This window comes from Rhodobacteraceae bacterium LMO-JJ12 (assembly GCA_021555075.1).
Lineage (GTDB): Bacteria > Pseudomonadota > Alphaproteobacteria > Rhodobacterales > Rhodobacteraceae > JAKGBX01.
This window is the reverse complement of the sequence record JAKGBX010000002.1, coordinates 242,215-261,864: the sequence shown is the minus strand read 5'-3', so window position 1 is coordinate 261,864 and position 19,650 is coordinate 242,215. Positions and strand designations below refer to the sequence as shown.

The following is a 19,650-nucleotide window of genomic DNA, read 5'->3' as shown; positions in this document are numbered from 1 at the left end:
GCCAAATCGCGGGGGGCAAACCCACCCAATGGCCTGATCGCCGCAGTTTCCGACGCCACGGCATAAATTCATGACGTGTCGTCAAACCGCCTGCCCCCTTGCGTCAGACCCTGATTCCAGTGTGCCCTAGCTGAACGAAACCGCAGGGGAGGAGCCACCATGTCAGACCCATTGGAAAATTTCCGGTCCGAGATCGCCGATTGGATAGCCGCCAATCTGCCAGATGAGCTGCGTGGCGTGCCCACCACCGAAGACACCATCTGTTGGGGCGGGCGCAATTGGGTGTTCACCTCTGACGCGCAACGCCTCTGGCTTGAACGCTGCGCCGAACGGGGCCTGACCTGCCCGCGCTGGCCGAGCGAATATGGCGGCGGCGGCCTCACGCGCGGCGAGGAAAAAGCCCTGCGCGAGGAAATGACCAAGGCGGGCGCGCCTTCACCGTTGCAAAGCTTCGGCATCTGGATGCTTGGCCCGGCGCTCTTGAAATTCGGCACCCCCGAGCAGAAAGCCGCGCATCTCCCCGACATCACCGCAGGCAAGATCCGCTGGTGTCAGGGCTACTCCGAACCCGGCGCAGGCTCCGACCTCGCCAGTGTCCAGACACGGGCCGAGGATATGGGCGATCACTGGCTGATCAACGGCCAGAAGATCTGGACCTCCTACGCCGATAAGGCCGACAAGATTTTCGCCCTGGTGCGCACCGACCGTGACGCGCCGAAACATCTCGGCATTTCCTTCATGCTGATCGACATGCAGACCCCAGGCGTCACAACCCGCCCGATCCGCCTGATCTCTGGCGCATCGCCGTTCTGCGAAACCTTCTTTGACAACGTCAAGGTGCCCAAGGAAGGCGCTATCGTCGGCGAACAGAACCGCGGCTGGGACGTTGCCAAATACTTGCTGACGCATGAGCGCGAGATGATCGGCGGCGGCGGTGGCGGCCTCACCTCGGGTGACACACTGGCCCAGATGATGGGCACGCTTGATCCCGGCACGCTCAATGATCCGGTGCTGCGCGCCGAAGCGATGGAACTTGAGGTCGATGCCATGGCCTTCGCCCTCACCATGGAGCGGTACAAGGACATGAGTGAGGCCGGTCAGGGCGTCGGCCACGCCAGCGCGATGCTGAAATACTACGGCACCGAGTTGAACAAGCGCCGCCAGGAGGTTCTCATGTCGGCCCAGGGGTCGAACGCGCTCGACTGGGAGGCCGGATCGGCCGCCGATTGGCTGCGTTCCAAGGCCAACTCGATCGAAGGCGGCACGTCCGAGGTGATGCTCGACATCATCGCCAAACGTGTCCTCGAATTGCCCGCGAAATAAGGAGAGAGCAAAATGGACAAGCTTTCCGACAGCGAAGACGAAACCCTCCTGCGCGACGCTGCCCGTGGGTTTCTTGATCAATTCGCCCCGCTTTCCGTATTGCGCAAAAACCGCGATGCGGGACGCGACTATGCGCCCGAACTCTGGGCCGAAATGGCGCAAATGGGCTGGGCTGGCGTGATGGTTCCCGAAAGCCACGGTGGTGCCGATATGGGCCACCGCGCGGCGGGCATCCTTTCTGAGGAAATGGGCCGTACGCTGGCCGCTTCACCGTTCCTGTCCAGCGCCGTGATCGCCGCAAACGCCCTGCGCGCTTCCGCCTCGGATCACCTCGCGGCTATCGCCTCGGGTGAAACTACCTACGCGCTGGCCATTGATGAGGGCGCCAAACACAACCCGGCCGCCACAGCATTGCCCGCCACAGCCGATGGCAATGGCTTCCGCCTCACGGGCCACAAGACCTTCGTCGCCGATGGCGCTTCCGCGTCGCGCCTCCTCGTGCTGGCCCGCACCTCGGGCAAACCGGGCGATCCCCTCGGCCTCACCCTGTTTGATATCGACGCTGCGCGTGCCGGGCTCGATACCGACCCGATCCAGAGCATTGATTCCCGCGATTTCGCCCGTATCGACTTTGATAGCGTCAACGCCACTGGCGAAGACGTGGTGGGCGATGTCGACAATGGCCTTGCCGCCCTCGCCCCCGGTCTGCGTGCCGGGCAGGCCGCGCTGGCCGCTGAGCTCTCGGGTCTTTCCGCCGGCATCTCGGCGATGACCATCGGCTATCTGAAAGAGCGCAAACAGTTCGGCCGCACCATCGGCTCTTTTCAGGCATTGCAACACCGCGCCGCACATCTCTTTGCCGAGATCGAAGTGACGGCGTCGGCCATCGCCGCCGCTGGCCGCGCGCTTGATAGCGACCCGGCAAATGCCCAAACCCTCGTCAGCCTCGCCAAGGCCCGCGCCACCCAAACCGCCAAGCTCGCTGTGATGGAAGGCGTCCAGATGCATGGTGGCATCGGCATGACCGATGACTATGACGCAGGGTTTTTCATGAAACGCGCCCGCGTTGGTGCAGAATGGCTCGGCGATTACGGCCACCACGCCGCAATCGTGGCCGAGTCGCGCGGCCTTTGAGAACCCAACTGAAAGCCACCTGTGTAATTGAGCATTGAAGAATGTTAAGCCCGTCGCCACACCACAAGACACCGTCCCGGACCCCACTCCGCGTCGCCGACACCACAATGAAATGGAACCCGCAATGAGCACTATGACACCATCCGCCCTGTTTGATCTCACCGGCAAGACGGCCCTCGTCACCGGCGGCGCGACCGGCATCGGCCGCATGGCCACCGAAGGTCTCGCCGCCGCCGGCGCGCGCGTCCTGATCTGCTCGCGCAAGGCCGACGCCTGCGAAGCCGTAGCGAAAGAGATCAACGCACTCGGCCTGCCCGGCTCGGTCGAAGGTTTTGGCGGTGATGTCGGCACCGAAGAGGGCATCAACGCCATCGTCGAAGAGGTCAAACTGCGCACCGAACGCCTGCATATCCTGATGAACAACGCCGGGCGCACCTGGGGCGCGCCGCTGGGCGAACATCCCTACGACGCCTGGACCAAGCTTCTCACGCTCAACGTCACCGGCATGTTCCATCTGACCCAAGCGCTCCTGCCGCTCTTGAAGGCCGCCTCTGCTGCCGACGATCCGGCGCGCGTGGTCAATGTCGGCTCTGTCATGGGCGACATCCCCAAAGGCACGGCCACCTATTCCTACGCCGTCTCGAAAGGCGCCGTGCATCACATGACGCGCGTTCTTTCCAACGATCTCGCCTCCCAGGGCATCACCGTCAACGCCATCGCACCGGGGCCGTTCGTGTCAAAAATGACTGCCTTCGCGCTTGCCTCAGAAGAAGGTCAGGCCCAGGCCGCAACCGGCGTTCCCCTGGGCCGTGTTGGCACCCCCGAAGATATCGCGGGCGCGCTGCAATATCTCTGTGGCCGTGGCGGCGCCTATCTCTCTGGTGCCATCCTGCCGCTTTCCGGCGGGATGCAGTCCAACGCCCCCGGCAATCTCTTCAACGAGGATCTCTGACATGCCCGGCACCCTCACACTCGACGAACTCAAAGCCCTTGTCGGCAAGCCCCTTGGCACTTCCGGCTGGTACACCATGGATCAAAAGCGTATCGACGCTTTTGCCGATGTCACGGAAGACTGGCAGTATATTCATGTCGACCCCGTCAGCGCCGCGAATACTGCCTTCGGCACCACCATCGCGCACGGCTTTCTCACGCTTTCGATGCTCTCGGCGATGATCTATGAAATGCCCGCCATTGAAGGCTTGGTGATGGGCGTCAACTATGGCTTTGACAAGGTTCGCTTCCTCTCGCCCGTGCCGGCCGGCTCGCGTATCCGCGCCCACTTCGCGATCAAAAGCCTGGATGACAGCCGCCCCGGCGAAGTCACCACCATCACCGAGGTCAGCATGGAAATCGAAGGTCAGGAAAAACCGGCGCTGGTCGCGGAATGGATCGGTCGTCGCTATTTCGGAGAAAAGAAATGAGTGAATTGCGTTTTGATGGCCGCGTTGCCATTGTCACCGGTGCGGGCATCGGCCTGGGCCGCAGCCATGCGCTCGGTCTCGCCGCGCGTGGCGCCAAGGTTGTGGTCAACGATCTCGGCGTAGCCGCCGACGGCACCGGCTCTTCCGACGCCGCCAAGGCCGTGGTTCAGGAAATCCGCGACGCGGGCGGCCATGCCATTTCCAACGGCGCGAATGTTGCCGATGCCGAACAAGTGCAAGCGATGGTCGACAGCGCAATCGCCGAATTCGGCCATGTAGATATCCTGGTGAACAACGCCGGTGTCCTGCGTGACAAAACCTTCGCCAAGATGACCCTCGATGATTTCCGCGTTGTGCTTGATGTGCATCTCATGGGCTCGGTCAATTGCACCCACGCCCTCTGGCGCCACATGCTTGAGCGTGAGTATGGCCGCATCGTTCTGACCACCTCGGCCTCCGGCCTCTATGGCAATTTCGGTCAGTCCAACTATGGCGCGGCCAAGGCGGCAATGCTCGGCCTGATGAACGTGCTTTACCAAGAGGGTATCCGCAAGAACGTGCATATCAACATGCTCGCCCCCACGGCTGCCACGCGGATGACCGAAGAATTGCTCCCTCCCGAAGTTCTCCCGCTTCTGAAACCCGAAACCATTACGCCGGGCCTGCTTGCCTTGGTCAGCGAAAACGCACCGTCAAAAATGATCCTCGGCGCGGGCGGCGGCTGTTTTGCCGAAACCAAAATCTACGAAACCGCGGGTGTCGCACTTGGGGACGACGAACTGACCCCCGAAGCCGTGCTCGCCAACATGGCGCGCATCCGCGATCCCAAAGGCCAGACAGAAATGCCCGGCGCTTTCGATCAAACCAACAAATACATCTCGATGGCCGCAAAGTTGCGCGGCATTTCTCTCGACAAAAAGGACTAAACCAAATGCGCGAAGCACTCATCGTCTCCACCGCCCGCACCCCGATCGGCAAAGCCTATCGCGGCGCGTTCAACGCCACCTCGGCCCAAACCCTGATCGGCCATGCCGTCTCCAACGCCGTGTCGCGCGCCGGGCTTGATGGCTCGGAAATCTCCGATTGCATCGTCGGCGCCGCCCTTCAACAAGGCTCGACCGGCGGCAATATCGGCCGCCAAGCCGTGATCCGCGCTGGCCTTCCCGTGACCGTTGCGGGCATGTCGATGGACCGGCAATGCGCCTCCGGCATGATGGCCATCGCCACCGCCGCCAAACAAGTCGTGATGGATGGCATGGACATCGCAATCGGCGGCGGCGTTGAATCGATCTCGCTCGTTCAAAACGAAAAAATGCGCACCGATCACATGGCCGACAAATGGATCATGCAGCACAAACCCGCGCTCTACATGTCGATGCTGGAAACAGCCGAAGTCGTAGCCAAGCGTTACAACGTCAGCCGTGAAGATCAGGACGCCTATGCGCTGCAAAGCCAACAGCGCACCGCCGCCGCGCAGGAAGCTGGCGCATTCGACGACGAAATCGTACCAATGACCACCAGCATGGGCGTGATGGACAAAGAGACAAAAGAAATCTCGTTCAAGAACATCACCATCGAAAAAGACGAATGTAACCGCCCCGGCACCAAGATGGAGAACCTCGAAAGCCTCCAGCCGGTGTTCAAAAACGGCCAGGAGATCAAAGAGGGGAAATTCATCACCGCAGGCAACGCTTCGCAACTCTCCGATGGGGCCTCTGCCGCCGTGGTGATGGAAGCCAAGGAAGCCGAAAAACGCGGCCTCACCCCGCTGGGCCGTTATGTCGGCGTCATGGCTGCCGGGCTTGAGCCCGATGAAATGGGCATCGGTCCGATCTATGCTGTGCCGAAATTGCTCGCTGCGCATGGCCTAAAGATGGACGATATCGGCCTCTGGGAACTCAACGAAGCCTTCGCGGTTCAGGTGCTGCACTCGGCCCGCGTGCTGGGCATCCCCGAAGAAATCCTCAACGTCAACGGCGGCGCGATTTCCATCGGCCATCCCTATGGCATGTCGGGCGCGCGCATGGTCGGCCACGCGCTGATCGAAGGCAAACGTCGTGGCGTGAAATACGTTGTCTGCACCATGTGCGTCGGCGGCGGCATGGGCGCGGCGGGCCTGTTCGAGGTTCTGTGATCCCATGAAAGCTGCGTGAACTCACGCAACTTACACCAATCTAATGAGGGTGCGTGCTTGCACGCACCTTCACTTTCCAAGGCTTTGTAAAATGACCCTGCCCACCCTGCTTCAAAACCTCCGCATACCGGTGATCGGCTCACCGCTGTTCATCATTTCCAACCCCGATCTGGTCATCGCCCAATGCAAGGCCGGCATCGTCGGCTCCTTCCCGGCCCTCAACGCCCGCGAAGCCGCTGGCGATCCGATCCAACTGGAAGCATGGCTCAAGCGCATCACCGAAGAACTCGACGCCCATAATCAGGCCAACCCGGATACCCCCGCCGCACCCTACGCGGTCAATCAGATCGTGCATCGCTCAAACGAACGCCTTGATCGTGACCTTGAGATTTGCGCCAAATGGCACGTCCCGATCTGGATCACCTCACTGGGCGCGCGGGTCGAGGTCAACGACGCGGCGCATTCCTGTGGCGGCATCACCCTGCACGACATCATCAACAACCGCTTTGCCAAAAAGGCGATTGAAAAAGGCGCAGACGGCCTGATCGCTGTCGCTGCCGGTGCGGGCGGCCATGCCGGCGCGCAATCCCCCCTCGCCCTGATCTCAGAAATTCGCGAATGGTTCGACGGCCCCTTGGCTCTTTCCGGCGCCATCGCCAATGGCCCCTCGATCCTCGCCGCCCGTGCGATGGGCGCTGATCTCGCCTATATCGGCTCACCCTTCATCGCCACGGATGAGGCCAACGCGGTGCCCGAATACAAAGACATGATCGTGTCTTCCGGTGCCGAAGACATCGTCTATTCCAACCTCTTTACCGGCGTGCATGGCAACTACCTGAAACCCTCCATCGCGCGCGCCGGGATGGACCCGGACAATCTCGAAACCTCCGACCCGACCAAAATGAACTTCGGCGGAGACCGCGAAAAGCCCAAAAGCTGGAAAGAAATCTGGGGCTCGGGCCAGGGCATCGGCGCGGTCAAGGAAGTGGTGCCCGCCGCAACGCTGGTCGACCGTCTGGCCACCGAATATGCCGCCGCCCGCGAAAGGCTCTGCCGTGGCTGAGCTTTTCCTCATACGCCATGCCCAGGCATCCTTCGGGGCCGCGAATTATGACAAGCTCTCACCGCTTGGCCATGAACAGTCGCGTGAACTTGGCCGCGCGCTCAAGGCCCAGGGCGTGGCACCCTCGGCTTTCTGGGTCGGCACGCTCACCCGCCACCGCGAGACGCTGGAAGGCATCCTTGAAGGCATGGAGATCGAGGCCACGCCGCAAATCCACGCAGGGTTCGATGAATTCGACTTCACCGCGCTTCTCAATGCCAAATACGCAGGCCAACCCGCCCCCGAAAACATGCACACCGAACGCAAAAGCCATTTCCGCACCCTGCGCGAAACCGTTCTGGAGTGGGAGCAGGACGCGATTCCCAATCCGCCCGAGACATGGGCAGACTTCACCACCCGCACCTCTGATGCGCTCAAGAGCGCGATGAACCCGACCCATGCCCAAACCATTGCCATCTCTTCGGGCGGTGCCATGGGGCGGATCATCTCACAGGTGCTTGATTGCGGTCCCGGCCAACAGGTCAAGCTGCAACTCCAGACCAAGAATTGCTCTGTCACCCGTTTCATCTACTCCGCCAAGGCCTGCTACCTGCACGGCTTCAACGAAACACCCCATATCAACGCCGCCAACCAAGAGCGGCTCATGACATATAGCTAAAATGTTTTGCCCTTTACCCAACCAATCAATGTGGCAAAACATTCCGAACCCATTGATGTTGCGCGCGTTTCGAGATCAAGCTCGAACGCAGCTTCATCCCGAAACACTTTAGGGAGGCGCACATGAGCGCGAACACAGCCGCCCAACTCGATCTCGACGCGGTGGAAAAATACCTCACTGCCCATCTTCCGGGCTTCAAAGGCCCGATAGAGCTGCACAAGTTCTCGGTCGGGCAATCCAACCCCACTTTCCGGCTCACCACGCCTTCGGGAGCCTATGTGTTGCGCCGCAAACCACCCGGGGTGCTGCTCAAATCCGCCCACGCGGTTGATCGCGAATACCGCGTGCAAAAGGCGCTCTATGATACCGACGTGCCGGTCGCCAAAATGCACCTGCTCTGCGAAGACGACTCGGTTATCGGTTCGGCCTTCTACGTCATGGAAAATATCGAAGGTCGCCACTTTGACGACCCCCGCCTACCCGACGTGCCGCTCAAAGCGCGCCGCCCGATCATGGATGAAATGTGCCGGGTTCTGGCCGCGATCCATTCGGTCGATATCGACGCGGTCGGGCTTTCCGACTACGGCCCGCCGGGCAACTATTTCGAACGACAGGTCGGGCGCTGGTCAAAGCAATACGATGCCTCCAAGACCGACGACATCCCCGAGATGGAGGCACTGTCGGAATGGCTGCAATCCAACATCCCCCCCGATGATGGGCAACGCACTCTGGTGCATGGCGACTATCGTATCGACAACATGCTCTGGCATGCCGAAGAGCCACGCGTTCTCTCAGTGCTCGATTGGGAACTTTCGACAATCGGCCATCCCTTTGCCGATGTTGGTGCGGTGATCATGCAATGGGCCATGCCACCGGGCAACGAAGGGCGTGGGCTGGCAGGTGTCGACCGCGCCGCCGAAGGTCTCATGACCGACGAAGAATTCGTCGCCGCCTATTGCGCCCAACGCGGCCTTCCGGGCATAGACAAGTTCGGCTTCTACCTCGCGTTCAATTTTTTCCGCATGGGCGGCATTCTCCAAGGCGTGCTGAAACGTGCGCTCGATGGCAACGCCTCCAACCCTGAACGCGCCAAGAAACTTGGCGGTTTCGTCCCCATCTTCGCCCGCGCCGGGCTTGATGCTGCCAAAACCGTCTGACCCACGACCCGAAGGATTGAAATGGACGACAAATTGCGCGAACCGCCCTACCCGTTCCAAGCCCACCTGGGGTTTAGCATCGACGAATGGGCCCAGGATTATTGCCGCCTGTCCCAGCCGATGTTGGATCACCTGGGCAATCGCTACGGCATTCCTCATGGCGGGGTCATGGCCACGCTGCTTGATACCGCGCTTGGCTATTCCGTCTGCTATACTGGCGACCCGGATAACAAGCAGCTGGTGATGACACTCGCCCTCAACGTCCAATATCTCTCGGTTGCACGTGGTCAAACCCTCATCGCCGAGGGGCGCAAGATCGGTGGTGGCCGCACGGTCGCCTTCGCCGAAGGTCAGATCAAAGACGAACATGGCACCCTCATTGCCACAGCAACCGCAAATTTCAAATACCGTTCCGGAAAGGGAAAACCATGACTGATCAAATGCAATGCATCACCCTCGCCCAGCGCCCGGTTGGCGCTCCCAAGGATGAGGATTTCAAACTTGAAACCCGCCCTGTTCCCACACCCGGCGACGGCGAAGTGCTGGTGCGCGTCCATTACATGTCGCTTGACCCTTACATGCGCGGGCGCATGAACGACGCCAAATCCTATGCCGATCCGGTGCCTTTGGGCGGCATGATGGAAGGCGGCGGCGCGGGCGAGGTTCTGGTGTCCAACCACCCGCAATTCTCGCCCGGCGATATGGTATTCGGCATGTTCGGCTGGACCACCCACGGTGTTCAGCCCGGCAACATGCTGCGCAAACTCGACACCTCCGTGCCGATCACAACCTCACTCGGCGTTCTGGGCATGCCCGGCTTCACCGGTTGGTATGGCCTGACAGAAATCGGCAAACCGAAAAAGGGTGAAACCCTCGTCGTCGCCGCTGCCACCGGCCCCGTCGGTCAGATGGTCGGTCAGATCGCCAAGGCGCGCGGTTTGCGCACCGTCGCCATCGCCGGCGGCGCCGACAAATGCAAACTCGCGACCGAAAAGTTCGGTTTTGACGCCGCAGTTGATCACCGTGCCTATGACGATGCCTCGTCCCTGCGCAAGGCCCTCGCGGCTGAATGCCCCGATGGTATCGACATCTATTTCGAGAATGTCGGTGGCAAGGTGTTCGAAGCTGTCCTGCCACTGCTGAACCGCTTCGCGCGCATACCGGTCTGCGGCATGATCGCGGGCTATAACGCGACCAACCTGCCCGAAGGCCCCGACAGGTTCCCCGTCTTCTGGAGCACGCTGTTGGTCAAGCATCTCACCGCCACGGGTTTCATCATCTCGAACCATTTTGATCGCTTCCCCGATTTTGCGAAAGAAGTGGTGCCGATGCTGGCCTCCGGCGAACTCACATATCTCGAAGACATCGTCGATGGCCTTGAAAACGCCCCGCGCGCTTTCATGGGCCTCTTAGAGGGCAAGAATGTCGGCAAATTGTGCGTCAAAGTGATCTGATACGCACCCACGTAGCATTAGCGGCGCGGGTTTTTCCTGCGCCGCGATTTTCCCGCGAAATACCGCCGCCACATTCCCGCCACAATCACCCATCTAGGGGGTGCGTGTGTGCGCGCCCCAAGATGTGGAAAAATGTTCTGCCTATCCAATTGAAATCTAATCTTTAATTCTAACGCCCCCCGTGCTAGGTTTGTTCCAGCAGATAAAATGCCAGTCGGAAAACCGGCGGCGATTGAGGCAGTAGAAGGTTAGACACCATGCGCATGCGTGGCAGGCACCCCGTACGTAACGGTATTTTCATTATTGCAGCCATCTGGATGCTGGTCGTCGTGCCGCTTTCGGCCAAGGCAGCGCCCTATGCCGCGATGGTCATAGATGCGCGCACCGGCGAGGTGCTGCATGCCCGCAATGCCGACACCCGGTTACATCCGGCCTCGCTGACCAAGATGATGACGCTCTACATCACCTTCGAAGCGATCAAGCGCGGTGAAATCACACTCGACACCAAACTCCACATATCCAAGAACGCCGCCGCTGAACCGCCATCGAAACTGGGGTTGAAAGCCGGGCAAACCATTTCTCTGCGCTATTGTATCCGCGCCTCCGCGGTCAAATCGGCCAATGACTGCGCCACCGCGATTGGCGAAGCGATCTCGGGTTCGGAAGCGAAATTCGCTCGCCGGATGAACCGCACCGCCAAGGCGCTGGGCATGACCCGCACAACCTTCAAGAACGCCCACGGCCTGACCGAGAGCGGCCACCTTTCGACGGCGCGCGACATGACCATGCTGGGCCGTCACCTGCTTTATGATTATCCGCAATATTACAACCTGTTCTCCCGCCAATCGACTGATGCGGGGATACGGACAGTCTCCAACACCAACCGCCGCCTTCTGGCCGCCTACAAGGGTGCCGACGGGATCAAGACCGGCTATACCCGCGCCGCCGGGTTCAACCTCGTGGCCTCGGCTGAACGGGGCAACGAACGCGTGATTGCCACCGTGTTTGGTGGCCGCTCCTCGGCGTCGCGCAACGCCAAAGTGGCTGAACTGCTCGATCTCGGGTTCCGCCGCGCCCCATCCAAAACGCCGCTACGCAAGCCTTCGGCACCGGTCTATGCCGATATCGAGCCGGAAAAATCCGCACCGCGCAGCGCAGGCAAAACAATCCGCCTGATCACGGCGGTCACCAAGAGCCTGCGCCCCAAGGCGCGCCCGGGTCAGGAGCCCGCCGCACCGGTACTGGTTGCCGGTTTGCAAGACGGCGTCCAATCGGCGCTGGCCGAAGTGCAGGCAACTGTGGCGTCCCAACCGGTGGCCAAACCCGCCCGAACGCCCACCGTCACACCCAAGGCACGACCCAAGGATCTGGTCATGGCGTCGGCGGCGACCCCCGCCGCCAACACCACGCCGGAACCCGAGATCATCACCCGCGTCAGCACATCCGGCGGGCGCCATTGGGGCATCAATGTCGGGCGCTACAACAGCCGCTATCAGGCTGAACGTGTGCTGTTGAAAACCGCCCTCAACGAGATGGAAACGCTCGACGGCACCCTGCGCCGCGTGATCCAGCGCAAGAGCGGGTATGATGCGAATTTCATGGGCCTCGACCGCGATACCGCCGAGTTGGCCTGTCTCCGCTTGCAGGCCCGCAATGTCGCATGTTTCATGATCGGGCCGGGCTGATATCCAAACAAGGACTTGCGCCGCCTTACGGCGTCTCAGTCAGGATTTGCGCCGCCTTACGGCGTCGCGGGGGGGCCTCGCCATGCTCGGCCCTACCAGACTGACCGACCGGGTCCGGTCTATTGGCGTCACGCCGGTTGCGCCGTTTTGGATTTGGATATTTTTGGCAAGATGAAGGGCGGGGTGCGCTGTAAAGCGTTTTGCATCCAATCCCGATTCCGAAACTGATGCAGGGCGCACAGAATGTTGAACGCTCGCGGGTTTTTCCATGATCCCGGATTCAGGATAGCCGCAAGAGGCTTCACCCGCTGCCGATCAGCACCCCTGCTGCAAAGACCAGCGCGCCGCCCAGCACCACCTGAAACGCCGCCCGGAAAAACGGGGTTTCCATGAACTTGTTCTGGATCCAGGCAATCGCCCAAAGCTCGACGAAAACCACGATGAAGGCAATCACCGTTGCGGTCCAGAAATCCGTGATCAGATAGGGCAGCGCATGGCCAAGCCCTCCCACCGTTGTCATGATGCCAGAGGCAAAGCCACGTTTGAGCGGGCTGCCTCGACCGCTGAGTTGGCCATCATCGCTGGCGGCTTCGGTGAACCCCATCGAGATACCCGCCCCCACCGAGGCCGCGAGACCGACCAGGAAGGTGGTCCAAGTGTCATGTGTGGCAAAGGCCACAGCGAAGATCGGCGCTAGGGTCGAAACAGAGCCATCCATCAATCCGGCCAGTCCCGGTTGCACCCACGTCAGAACAAATTGCCGGTGTGCGGTGCGATTCTCTTCTGCGCGCGCATCTTCGCCGAGAAACTTGTCTTCCAGATGTTGCGCCGTGTGCTGGTGGCCTGCCTCTGCCACCGCCAGATCGCCCAGAAGCTTGCGTGTCGCCGCGTCTTTGCTGCGCGCTGCCGCCGCCAGGTAGAAGCGTTCGGCGTCATGTTCCATCGCGGCCGCCTCGTCGCGCATCCGCTCAAGCCCGAGGTTCTCGATCAGCCAGACGGGGCGACGCGCATAATATCCCGCCACATGCTCGCGCCGAATGAGCGGGATCACCTCGCCAAAGCGCCTCCGGTGCAGCTCGATCAACCGCTGGCGGTGGCCGTCTTCTTCCGCTGCCATGCCGTCAAACACCTTGGCGGTATCGGCAAAATCTTCGCGCAACCGCTCGGCATACATCCGATAGATCTGTGCATCGTCCTCTTCCGATGAAATCGCCAGAGCCAGAATTTCCTGCTCGTTCAGATCGGAAAACCGTCGCCGTTGGGTGAGAAATCGCATGCCTGCCTCGCGGTTTGGAATTGCGCTCCAACTTAGGCCCGCAGGCTCTGACAGACAAGCCAGAACATATCTCGATTATCGAAACTGAACTTGCCAGTTCAGTCTTGTCGGCTTAGTCTTGTCCAGCATCCAAAACGGAGCGTTTCATGCCCGCAGCACTCGCCAGAATCAACCGAACAGGCCGTAAATTCGATCAGGTGGTCGAAGGTGCGCGGCAAGTGTTCATGGCCGATGGCTTTGAAGGCGCAAGCGTTGATGAAATCGCGCGCACCGCCGGGGTTTCCAAGGCGACGCTCTATTCCTATTTCCCCGACAAGGCGCTGCTGTTTTCCGAAGTGGCGCGCTCGGAATGCCACCGCATGGCCGACGAAGCGGTGCAAAGCGTCAATCTCTCAGGCCCGATTCGCGATGTGCTTCGGGTGGCGGCAAACCGGGTGATGCGCTTCCTGCTTTCGGAATTTGCACAATCCATGTTTCGCATCTGCTTGGCCGAGCGTGACCGCTTCCCCGATATCGCCCGCGCCTTCTATGAATCCGGCCCGGAAATGGGGCGCAAGCGGCTCGAACAAGTGCTCTCGCTGGCCGTAGATCGGGGCGAGTTGAAGATCGACAACCTCTCGCTTGCCGCCGAACAATTCTCGGATCTGGCGAAAACCAATCTCTGGCTGCGCGCCGTGCTGGGCGTGCAATCAGAGTTTTCCGACGCCGAGATTGAAACCGTCGTCGAAGCTGCAGTCGAGACGTTTCTGGCACGCTATGCTGTCTAAGACGATGCCTCAGTCAATCCGCCGGATTTCAAGCTGATTGCCCGTGCCGCGCCGTGTCTCGAAAACCTTCAGATCACCGACCAACTCACTCAGCTTCTTGCGCCCATAGGTCCGCGTATCGAAATCAGAATGCGCCGCCAAGATCATCTGCCCCAACCGGCCGAGATTATACCATTCTTCATCCTGATCCATGCTGTCCATCGCCTTGAGAATCAAGGCACGCGCCTCGGCCAACTGCGGGCTCGCCTTTGGCTTGGCCTCGGCGGCTGGCTTGTCGTCGCTCGACGCCCCTTCCAGGTTTTCAAGAAAAATGAACCGCTTGCAGGCCTTGCGAAACGCCTCGGGCGTCTTTTGCGCGCCGATGCCGAAGACATCCAGCCCCTGCTCGCGAATGCGGCTCGACAGGCGGGTAAAATCGCTGTCAGACGAGACCAGAACAAACCCGTCAAACCGGCCCGAATGCATCAGGTCCATCGCATCAATCACCAACGCAATATCGCTGGCATTCTTGCCCACGGTGTTGGCAGGCTGGTGATGTGGCACAAGGCCGAACTCGGCCTGCACCTTGTTCCAGCCGGTCATCTGGCGGCTGGAAAAATCGCCGTAAACCCGGCGCACACTGGCCTCGCCGATCCCCGCAATCTCCTCAAAAATCGCCTTGGTCCATTTTGGCGACGTATTGTCGGCATCAATCAAAACCGCCAAAAGCGGCGTCGCGTCGGTCATATCAAACCCTCTCGTGTTGCTCTGATCCTACGCCCCACGCGCCGCACCGAAAAGCCCTTGCTGGCGCGATTTACGCCGCCGACAATCTCTGTTGGCGGCAATAGCACGACGCCTTGATCACCACCTCGGCGCGCGCCACTGCCTTGTCAAGTTGCAGCTTGATATGGGGCGCCTCAACGCTCTCGCCCCGCCGGGTCAGACACTCGTGCAAGCCATGCAGGCTCCAGACATTGCCGGGATGCTGACAGGCCCGGCTCAACGTCGTATCAAGCCCCAGATCGGCGCGATAGACCGCCTCGGCTTCCTCAACCTGCCCCTGCTCCAATAACAGCGCGCCCAGCGCATGGCGCGTCGGCTGCATCCAACCCCAAGGCTCGTCATAAGGCATGTTATCGTCAATCTCGACCGACCGACGCAGATGCGCAAACGCCGCCTCGTGGTCGCCCTTGTGATAGGCCAACTCGCCCAGCATCATCTGCTCGGCGACTTTCAGAATGTCCCGGCAGGTGTTGTTAAAGAGCATCCGGCTTTCCGGCACGCGCTCAACCGCCTCATAGAACCTGGCTTTTTCCGCTTCTGCGTCGTCAATCCTGTGCAGATTGGCCAAGGCAACCGTGCGGGCATACCGCATCATGGCGATGGTCACAGAATAGAGCTCTTCGTCGTCTGGCAATTCCTGATCCATAATGTCCTGCCAACGCCCAAACCGGATGAGAACATGCTGCTTCATCGGGATGAACCCCTCAAACCAATCGGCCATCGGGCGCAGCGTGTCGGCGGGCAAGGTTGCCATCAATTCCTCCGCTGCTTCCAACGCCACACTCGGCTGCCCCATGAACATCGCGCCATAAATCTTGAAGTGATAATTATGGCACCGATAGACCGAATAGAAATTATCCGCCCCCTCGGCCTTCAAAAACTTCCGATCTGCCACAATCGCCGCCTCGTTGCGCAAAACGACATTCATGTAATCGCCACAGAGCACATCCACATGGGTCGGCATATGCAGCAAATGCCCTGCATCCGGCACCAGCGTAGAAAGCGCATCACCATGGCACAGCGCCTTTTCCGGGTGCGGCGACATCTCCATCAGGTGGATATACATATGCAGCAATCCCGCATGTTCCCACGCCCCCGGCAGGGTCTGAAACGCATTGTCCAAAAGGGCAATAGCCTCAAGCGTATCGGCACCCTCGGCGGGCTGACCGCTTGGTAAATCCCACAATTCCCACGGCGTGCGGTTCATGATCGCCTCGGCAAACACCGCGCAAACATCCAGATCGTCGCTGAACTCTGCATGAACCTTGCGCATGGCATCGGCAAAGGCATCATTCCACGGGTTATAATCCTCAACCTCTGACGTTTCGGGATAGCGCGCGCGCAGCGCCGTGATCAGCGCACGTTCCACCGGCGTGACCTGATCCAGCAACGCGTTCGCCGCATCAATCGATGACCGCGCCAGCGAAATGCACTCGGGCTTTTCTTCGTCCTCAAAGGTTTCCCACGGCTTGTTATAATTCGGCCCGATGCAATACCCGATCCCCCAATGCGCCATCGCGCACCCCGGATCTGCCTTCAGCGCCTTTTGAAAACACACGATGGCTTCTTCGTGGTGATAGGCATAGGTCCACACCAACCCCCGGTCGAACCATTTCTGTGCCTTCTTCGAGTTGGTTGAAACTGTTCGCGAATATGAACCGAGGTCGTAATACGCCATCGCAAGAATCCTTCATCTGTTCACGAACAGCTTAGGCCACGACGCGCCCGCATGAAAAGGTCTCAGAGCAGTCCCGACGCCGCGTTTCGCCGCCCCCCCAATCGCCGCCCCAATCAAAGGCACTCACGTCGTCAGATCGCGATACATCACCAACGCATCGACATAGCCCTCAGCGGGGTGCAAGAACGCCCCCGGCAGCCGCCCGACGATTGCGAATCCGGCGCGCTCCCACGTCTCAATCGCCCGGTGGTTGGTCTCGACCACGAAATTATACTGCATCGCGCGATAGCCTTCGCTTCGCGCCACGTCCAGCGAATGCGCCAGCATCGCGCGCGCTACGCCACGCCCCCGCGCTTCGGGCAAGGTGCAATACCCCGCATTGCACACATGCGCGCCATTCCCCGTCTGGTTGGGGCGCAAATAACAACAACCCAAAATCTCGCCGTCCACCTCGGCAAGCCATACACGCGCACTCTCGGGCCAGAAATAGGCCAACCCACCCGCCATGCCCCCTTCGGGATCGGCGCAAAACGTATCCCCCGCCTCAACGCTCGGGCGCAAAACCGCCCAGACCGCCGCATCATCCACGCCGCGCATTGCCTCGCGCATCACCACCATCTCAATCGTCCTTCTTTCACGAAACACTGGGCAACCACCGCTTTGCAGGACAAATCACGCACCGCCCCGCGCCGTGTCAAGGCCGCAGGCCGCCGCGCGATCGCCGACACGCCCCCCCCCCGGGGCGGCGATTGGTTGAGGTCGCGCGCAACTCCGGGGTTCTGCGATTTGGCCGGGATAAACTGCGATACTGAAAGCCGGGTTCGCCACCCCGCGTGTCATCGCCCGCGAGGCTTGTCTCTCATTTCCACTCAAAGCTTATGGCCGAGATCTCCGCGCGATCAATAAACCACAACGCTGCGAATACTCTCGCCCGCATGCATCAGATCAAACCCCTTGTTGATATCCTCCAACTTCAACTGGTGCGTGATCATCGGGTCAATCTCGATCTTGCCGTCCATATACCAATCAACAATCTTGGGCACATCGGTGCGCCCTCGCGCCCCGCCAAACGCCGTCCCGCGCCAGCTACGGCCAGTGACCAGTTGGAACGGCCGCGTCGAAATCTCGGCCCCCGCCGGTGCCACCCCGATGATGATCGATTCACCCCACCCCTTGTGGCAGGCCTCCAGCGCCGTGCGCATCACGTCAACGTTGCCCGTGGCATCAAACGTATAATCCGCGCCCCCCCCGGTCAGTTCAACCAGATGACCAACCAGATCACCTTTCACCTCGCTTGGATTGACGAAATCGGTCATCCCGAAATGCGTCGCCATCTTGATCTTGTCAGGGTTCAAATCGACCCCCACAATCTGATCCGCCCCGGCCAGCCTGAGCCCCTGAATCACGTTCAGCCCAATGCCGCCCAGCCCAAACACAATCGCCCGGCTGCCAATCTCGACCTTGGCGGTATAGATCACCGCGCCAATCCCCGTGGTCACGCCACAGCCGATATAGCAAACCTTGTCAAACGGCGCATCCTTGCGGATCTTGGCCAATGACACCTCGGGCAAAACCGTGTGGTTGGCAAACGTCGAACAGCCCATGTAATGCAGGATCGGCGTTCCATCGAGCATCGAAAATCGGCTTGTTCCGTCCGGCATCACGCCGCGCCCCTGGGTCTCGCGCACCGATTGGCAAAGGTTGGTCTTGGGGTGCAGGCAATAGTCACATTCGCGACACTCAGCGGTATATAAAGGGATCACATGATCACCCGGTTCAAGGCTGGTCACACCCGGCCCCACCTCCAGAACAACCCCCGCGCCCTCATGCCCCAGAATGGCGGGGAAAAGCCCCTCGGGATCGGCCCCTGACAGGGTGAATTCATCGGTATGACAAATCCCCGTCGCCTTGATTTCCACCAGAACCTCACCCGCCTTGGGACCATCGAGATTGACCTCCATAATCTCCAAAGGCTTGCCCGCTTCCAATGCCACAGCCGCTCTCGTCCGCATGATGCTCTCCTGATCAATATTTCGCCCAAGACTGCGTCAATCCATTCGCGGATACAATACGCGTCTGTCACCATTCGCGCGTTCCCCCATCCAACGGCCCGACTCCGACGCTCTTGATGTCGGCGGCGATCCCGCGCTCAATTGAAAGCGCACAACCGACTTGAATAATCACACCCGCCCCCACAGATAAGCAACCACCCGCCAGCAGGTTACGCAATCTGGAGACCGCAAGAATGCCCCGCTTCCTCCCACTCACGGTCGCACTGGCCACCGTCGGCACACTTGCCGCCTGCCAGCCAAACCCCGACACAACGCCCAGCGATGATAACTGCAACGCCGCGCGCTATCTGCCGCTTGTGGGCACCCCGGCGGCAGAAGCAGACTTCTCAGCCGCCAAGACCGTACGCATCGTCGCTCCGAACACAGCCGTTACAATGGATCACCGCCCTGACAGGCTCAACGTCCTGACCGACGCGAACGGCATCATTCAAAAGTTCACTTGCGGCTGACACCCGCCAAACATTCCGCCATCGAGCAACGCTCCCCAGCGTACGGTCGGTTAACCCCTACAGACGCCCAACCATACGTCTGCGTATGTCATACGGCTGACAGCCAGAGCGCAGCCGCCGGTCACCCCCCTGATTCGCGCCGTGCCCCCGGCGTTAACCCATCGGGTCGCTGGCTTTACCATTGGGCTTGATTTCCCCTCGAATCGGCATGAGACTGAGCCTCATGACGGTTCAAACTCCCACGCCCTTTCCCGGCGCTCAACCCGCTCAGGTGGCCTTTCACCGCACCGAACTCAGCGTCATTCTCTCGCTCTATGGTCGCATGGTCGCCGCCGGTGAATGGCGCGATTACGGTATCTCCTGCTTGCGCGATTCCGCGGTCTTCTCGATTTTCCGGCGCACTGCTGAATTCCCCCTCTATCGCATTGAAAAGCAACCAAAATTACGCAACAAACAGGGGCAGTATTCGGTTGTCGGCATGGATGGTCAGATCCTGCGCCGTGGCCATGATCTGCGCACCGTTCTGCGGGTGCTCGAACGCAAGATGATCCGCTCAGTCAATTGAATCTCGCGCCCAACCGTCCGGCCCACGTGCCTGAAACTGCGCACCTCCC

Annotated in this window: 20 protein-coding genes; 15 read left to right on the top strand and 5 right to left on the bottom strand. The window is 60.4% G+C overall.

Translation table 11 applies throughout. From position 1 onward, the window contains the following. Nucleotides 1–159 precede the first annotated feature (159 nt). The 12 genes from LZG00_13285 to LZG00_13230 all read left to right on the top strand — a co-directional run bounded on the left by LZG00_13285 (nucleotide 160) and on the right by LZG00_13230 (nucleotide 12,029). Nucleotides 160–1,323 carry an acyl-CoA dehydrogenase family protein gene (locus LZG00_13285; GenBank protein ID MCF3594974.1) on the top strand — a complete coding sequence of 388 codons (1,164 nt, stop codon included), beginning with the start codon at nucleotides 160–162 and terminating at the stop codon, nucleotides 1,321–1,323. Nucleotides 1,324–1,335: 12 nt separating this feature from the next. After that, entirely contained in the window at nucleotides 1,336–2,457 is a 1,122-nt protein-coding gene (locus tag LZG00_13280; GenBank protein MCF3594973.1) for an acyl-CoA/acyl-ACP dehydrogenase, read from the top strand. Nucleotides 2,458–2,590: 133 nt separating this feature from the next. Then, nucleotides 2,591–3,409 carry an SDR family NAD(P)-dependent oxidoreductase gene (locus LZG00_13275; GenBank protein ID MCF3594972.1) on the top strand — a complete coding sequence of 273 codons (819 nt, stop codon included), beginning with the start codon at nucleotides 2,591–2,593 and terminating at the stop codon, nucleotides 3,407–3,409. Nucleotide 3,410: 1 nt separating this feature from the next. Then, nucleotides 3,411–3,878 (top strand): MaoC family dehydratase, encoded by a 468-nt coding sequence (locus LZG00_13270; protein ID MCF3594971.1) that lies wholly within the window; start codon nucleotides 3,411–3,413, stop codon nucleotides 3,876–3,878. After that, nucleotides 3,875–4,804, top strand: coding sequence for an SDR family NAD(P)-dependent oxidoreductase (locus LZG00_13265; protein ID MCF3594970.1), 930 nt, complete (start codon nucleotides 3,875–3,877; stop codon nucleotides 4,802–4,804). Before LZG00_13270 ends, LZG00_13265 begins: the two co-directional genes overlap by 4 nt. 5 nt (nucleotides 4,805–4,809) lie before the next feature. Then, nucleotides 4,810–6,012: an acetyl-CoA C-acyltransferase gene (locus tag LZG00_13260; GenBank protein MCF3594969.1), complete on the top strand. Its 1,203-nt coding sequence runs from the start codon at nucleotides 4,810–4,812 to the stop codon at nucleotides 6,010–6,012. A 91-nt stretch (nucleotides 6,013–6,103) separates the two neighbouring features. Continuing rightward, on the top strand, nucleotides 6,104–7,075 hold the full coding sequence (locus tag LZG00_13255) for a nitronate monooxygenase family protein (protein ID MCF3594968.1): 972 nt from the start codon (nucleotides 6,104–6,106) through the stop codon (nucleotides 7,073–7,075). Next, nucleotides 7,068–7,733, top strand: a complete 666-nt coding sequence (locus LZG00_13250; GenBank protein ID MCF3594967.1) for a histidine phosphatase family protein — start codon at nucleotides 7,068–7,070, stop codon at nucleotides 7,731–7,733. Before LZG00_13255 ends, LZG00_13250 begins: the two co-directional genes overlap by 8 nt. Before the next feature lie 122 nt (nucleotides 7,734–7,855). Beyond that, nucleotides 7,856–8,890 (top strand): phosphotransferase, encoded by a 1,035-nt coding sequence (locus LZG00_13245; GenBank protein MCF3594966.1) that lies wholly within the window; start codon nucleotides 7,856–7,858, stop codon nucleotides 8,888–8,890. A gap of 21 nt (nucleotides 8,891–8,911) precedes the next feature. After that, the gene (locus tag LZG00_13240; protein ID MCF3594965.1) at nucleotides 8,912–9,322 is read left to right on the top strand and encodes a PaaI family thioesterase; all 411 of its coding nucleotides are present in this window, start codon (nucleotides 8,912–8,914) and stop codon (nucleotides 9,320–9,322) included. After that, complete coding sequence (locus LZG00_13235; protein ID MCF3594964.1) at nucleotides 9,319–10,344, top strand: NADP-dependent oxidoreductase; 1,026 nt, start codon at nucleotides 9,319–9,321, stop codon at nucleotides 10,342–10,344. Before LZG00_13240 ends, LZG00_13235 begins: the two co-directional genes overlap by 4 nt. 257 nt (nucleotides 10,345–10,601) lie before the next feature. Then, nucleotides 10,602–12,029: a D-alanyl-D-alanine carboxypeptidase gene (locus LZG00_13230; GenBank protein MCF3594963.1), complete on the top strand. Its 1,428-nt coding sequence runs from the start codon at nucleotides 10,602–10,604 to the stop codon at nucleotides 12,027–12,029. A gap of 301 nt (nucleotides 12,030–12,330) precedes the next feature. Here the strand turns inward: LZG00_13230 and LZG00_13225 are convergent, their stop codons facing one another. Continuing rightward, a complete protein-coding gene (locus tag LZG00_13225; GenBank protein ID MCF3594962.1) occupies nucleotides 12,331–13,305 on the bottom strand; it encodes a VIT1/CCC1 transporter family protein in 975 nt (324 codons plus the stop codon). 146 nt (nucleotides 13,306–13,451) lie between these two features. Between LZG00_13225 and LZG00_13220 the strand changes: the two genes are divergently transcribed. Further along, nucleotides 13,452–14,072: a TetR/AcrR family transcriptional regulator gene (locus tag LZG00_13220; GenBank protein ID MCF3594961.1), complete on the top strand. Its 621-nt coding sequence runs from the start codon at nucleotides 13,452–13,454 to the stop codon at nucleotides 14,070–14,072. A 9-nt stretch (nucleotides 14,073–14,081) separates the two neighbouring features. On the opposite strand, the gene LZG00_13215 is transcribed toward LZG00_13220, so the two are convergent. From LZG00_13215 to LZG00_13200, 4 genes are all read right to left on the bottom strand, one after another. Continuing rightward, the gene (locus tag LZG00_13215; protein MCF3594960.1) at nucleotides 14,082–14,798 is read right to left on the bottom strand and encodes an NYN domain-containing protein; all 717 of its coding nucleotides are present in this window, start codon (nucleotides 14,796–14,798) and stop codon (nucleotides 14,082–14,084) included. Nucleotides 14,799–14,868: 70 nt separating this feature from the next. Continuing rightward, nucleotides 14,869–16,515: a tetratricopeptide repeat protein gene (locus tag LZG00_13210; protein MCF3594959.1), complete on the bottom strand. Its 1,647-nt coding sequence runs from the start codon at nucleotides 16,513–16,515 to the stop codon at nucleotides 14,869–14,871. Nucleotides 16,516–16,638: 123 nt separating this feature from the next. Next, nucleotides 16,639–17,133: a GNAT family N-acetyltransferase gene (locus LZG00_13205; GenBank protein MCF3594958.1), complete on the bottom strand. Its 495-nt coding sequence runs from the start codon at nucleotides 17,131–17,133 to the stop codon at nucleotides 16,639–16,641. A 281-nt stretch (nucleotides 17,134–17,414) separates the two neighbouring features. Then, nucleotides 17,415–18,527, bottom strand: coding sequence for an S-(hydroxymethyl)glutathione dehydrogenase/class III alcohol dehydrogenase (locus tag LZG00_13200; protein ID MCF3594957.1), 1,113 nt, complete (start codon nucleotides 18,525–18,527; stop codon nucleotides 17,415–17,417). A 233-nt stretch (nucleotides 18,528–18,760) separates the two neighbouring features. Between LZG00_13200 and LZG00_13195 the strand changes: the two genes are divergently transcribed. Together LZG00_13195 and LZG00_13190 are read left to right on the top strand one after the other, a co-directional pair. After that, nucleotides 18,761–19,036, top strand: coding sequence for a hypothetical protein (locus LZG00_13195; GenBank protein ID MCF3594956.1), 276 nt, complete (start codon nucleotides 18,761–18,763; stop codon nucleotides 19,034–19,036). Between the two features lie 223 nt (nucleotides 19,037–19,259). Next, entirely contained in the window at nucleotides 19,260–19,601 is a 342-nt protein-coding gene (locus LZG00_13190) for a DUF2794 domain-containing protein (GenBank protein ID MCF3594955.1), read from the top strand. Nucleotides 19,602–19,650: the final 49 nt, after the last annotated feature.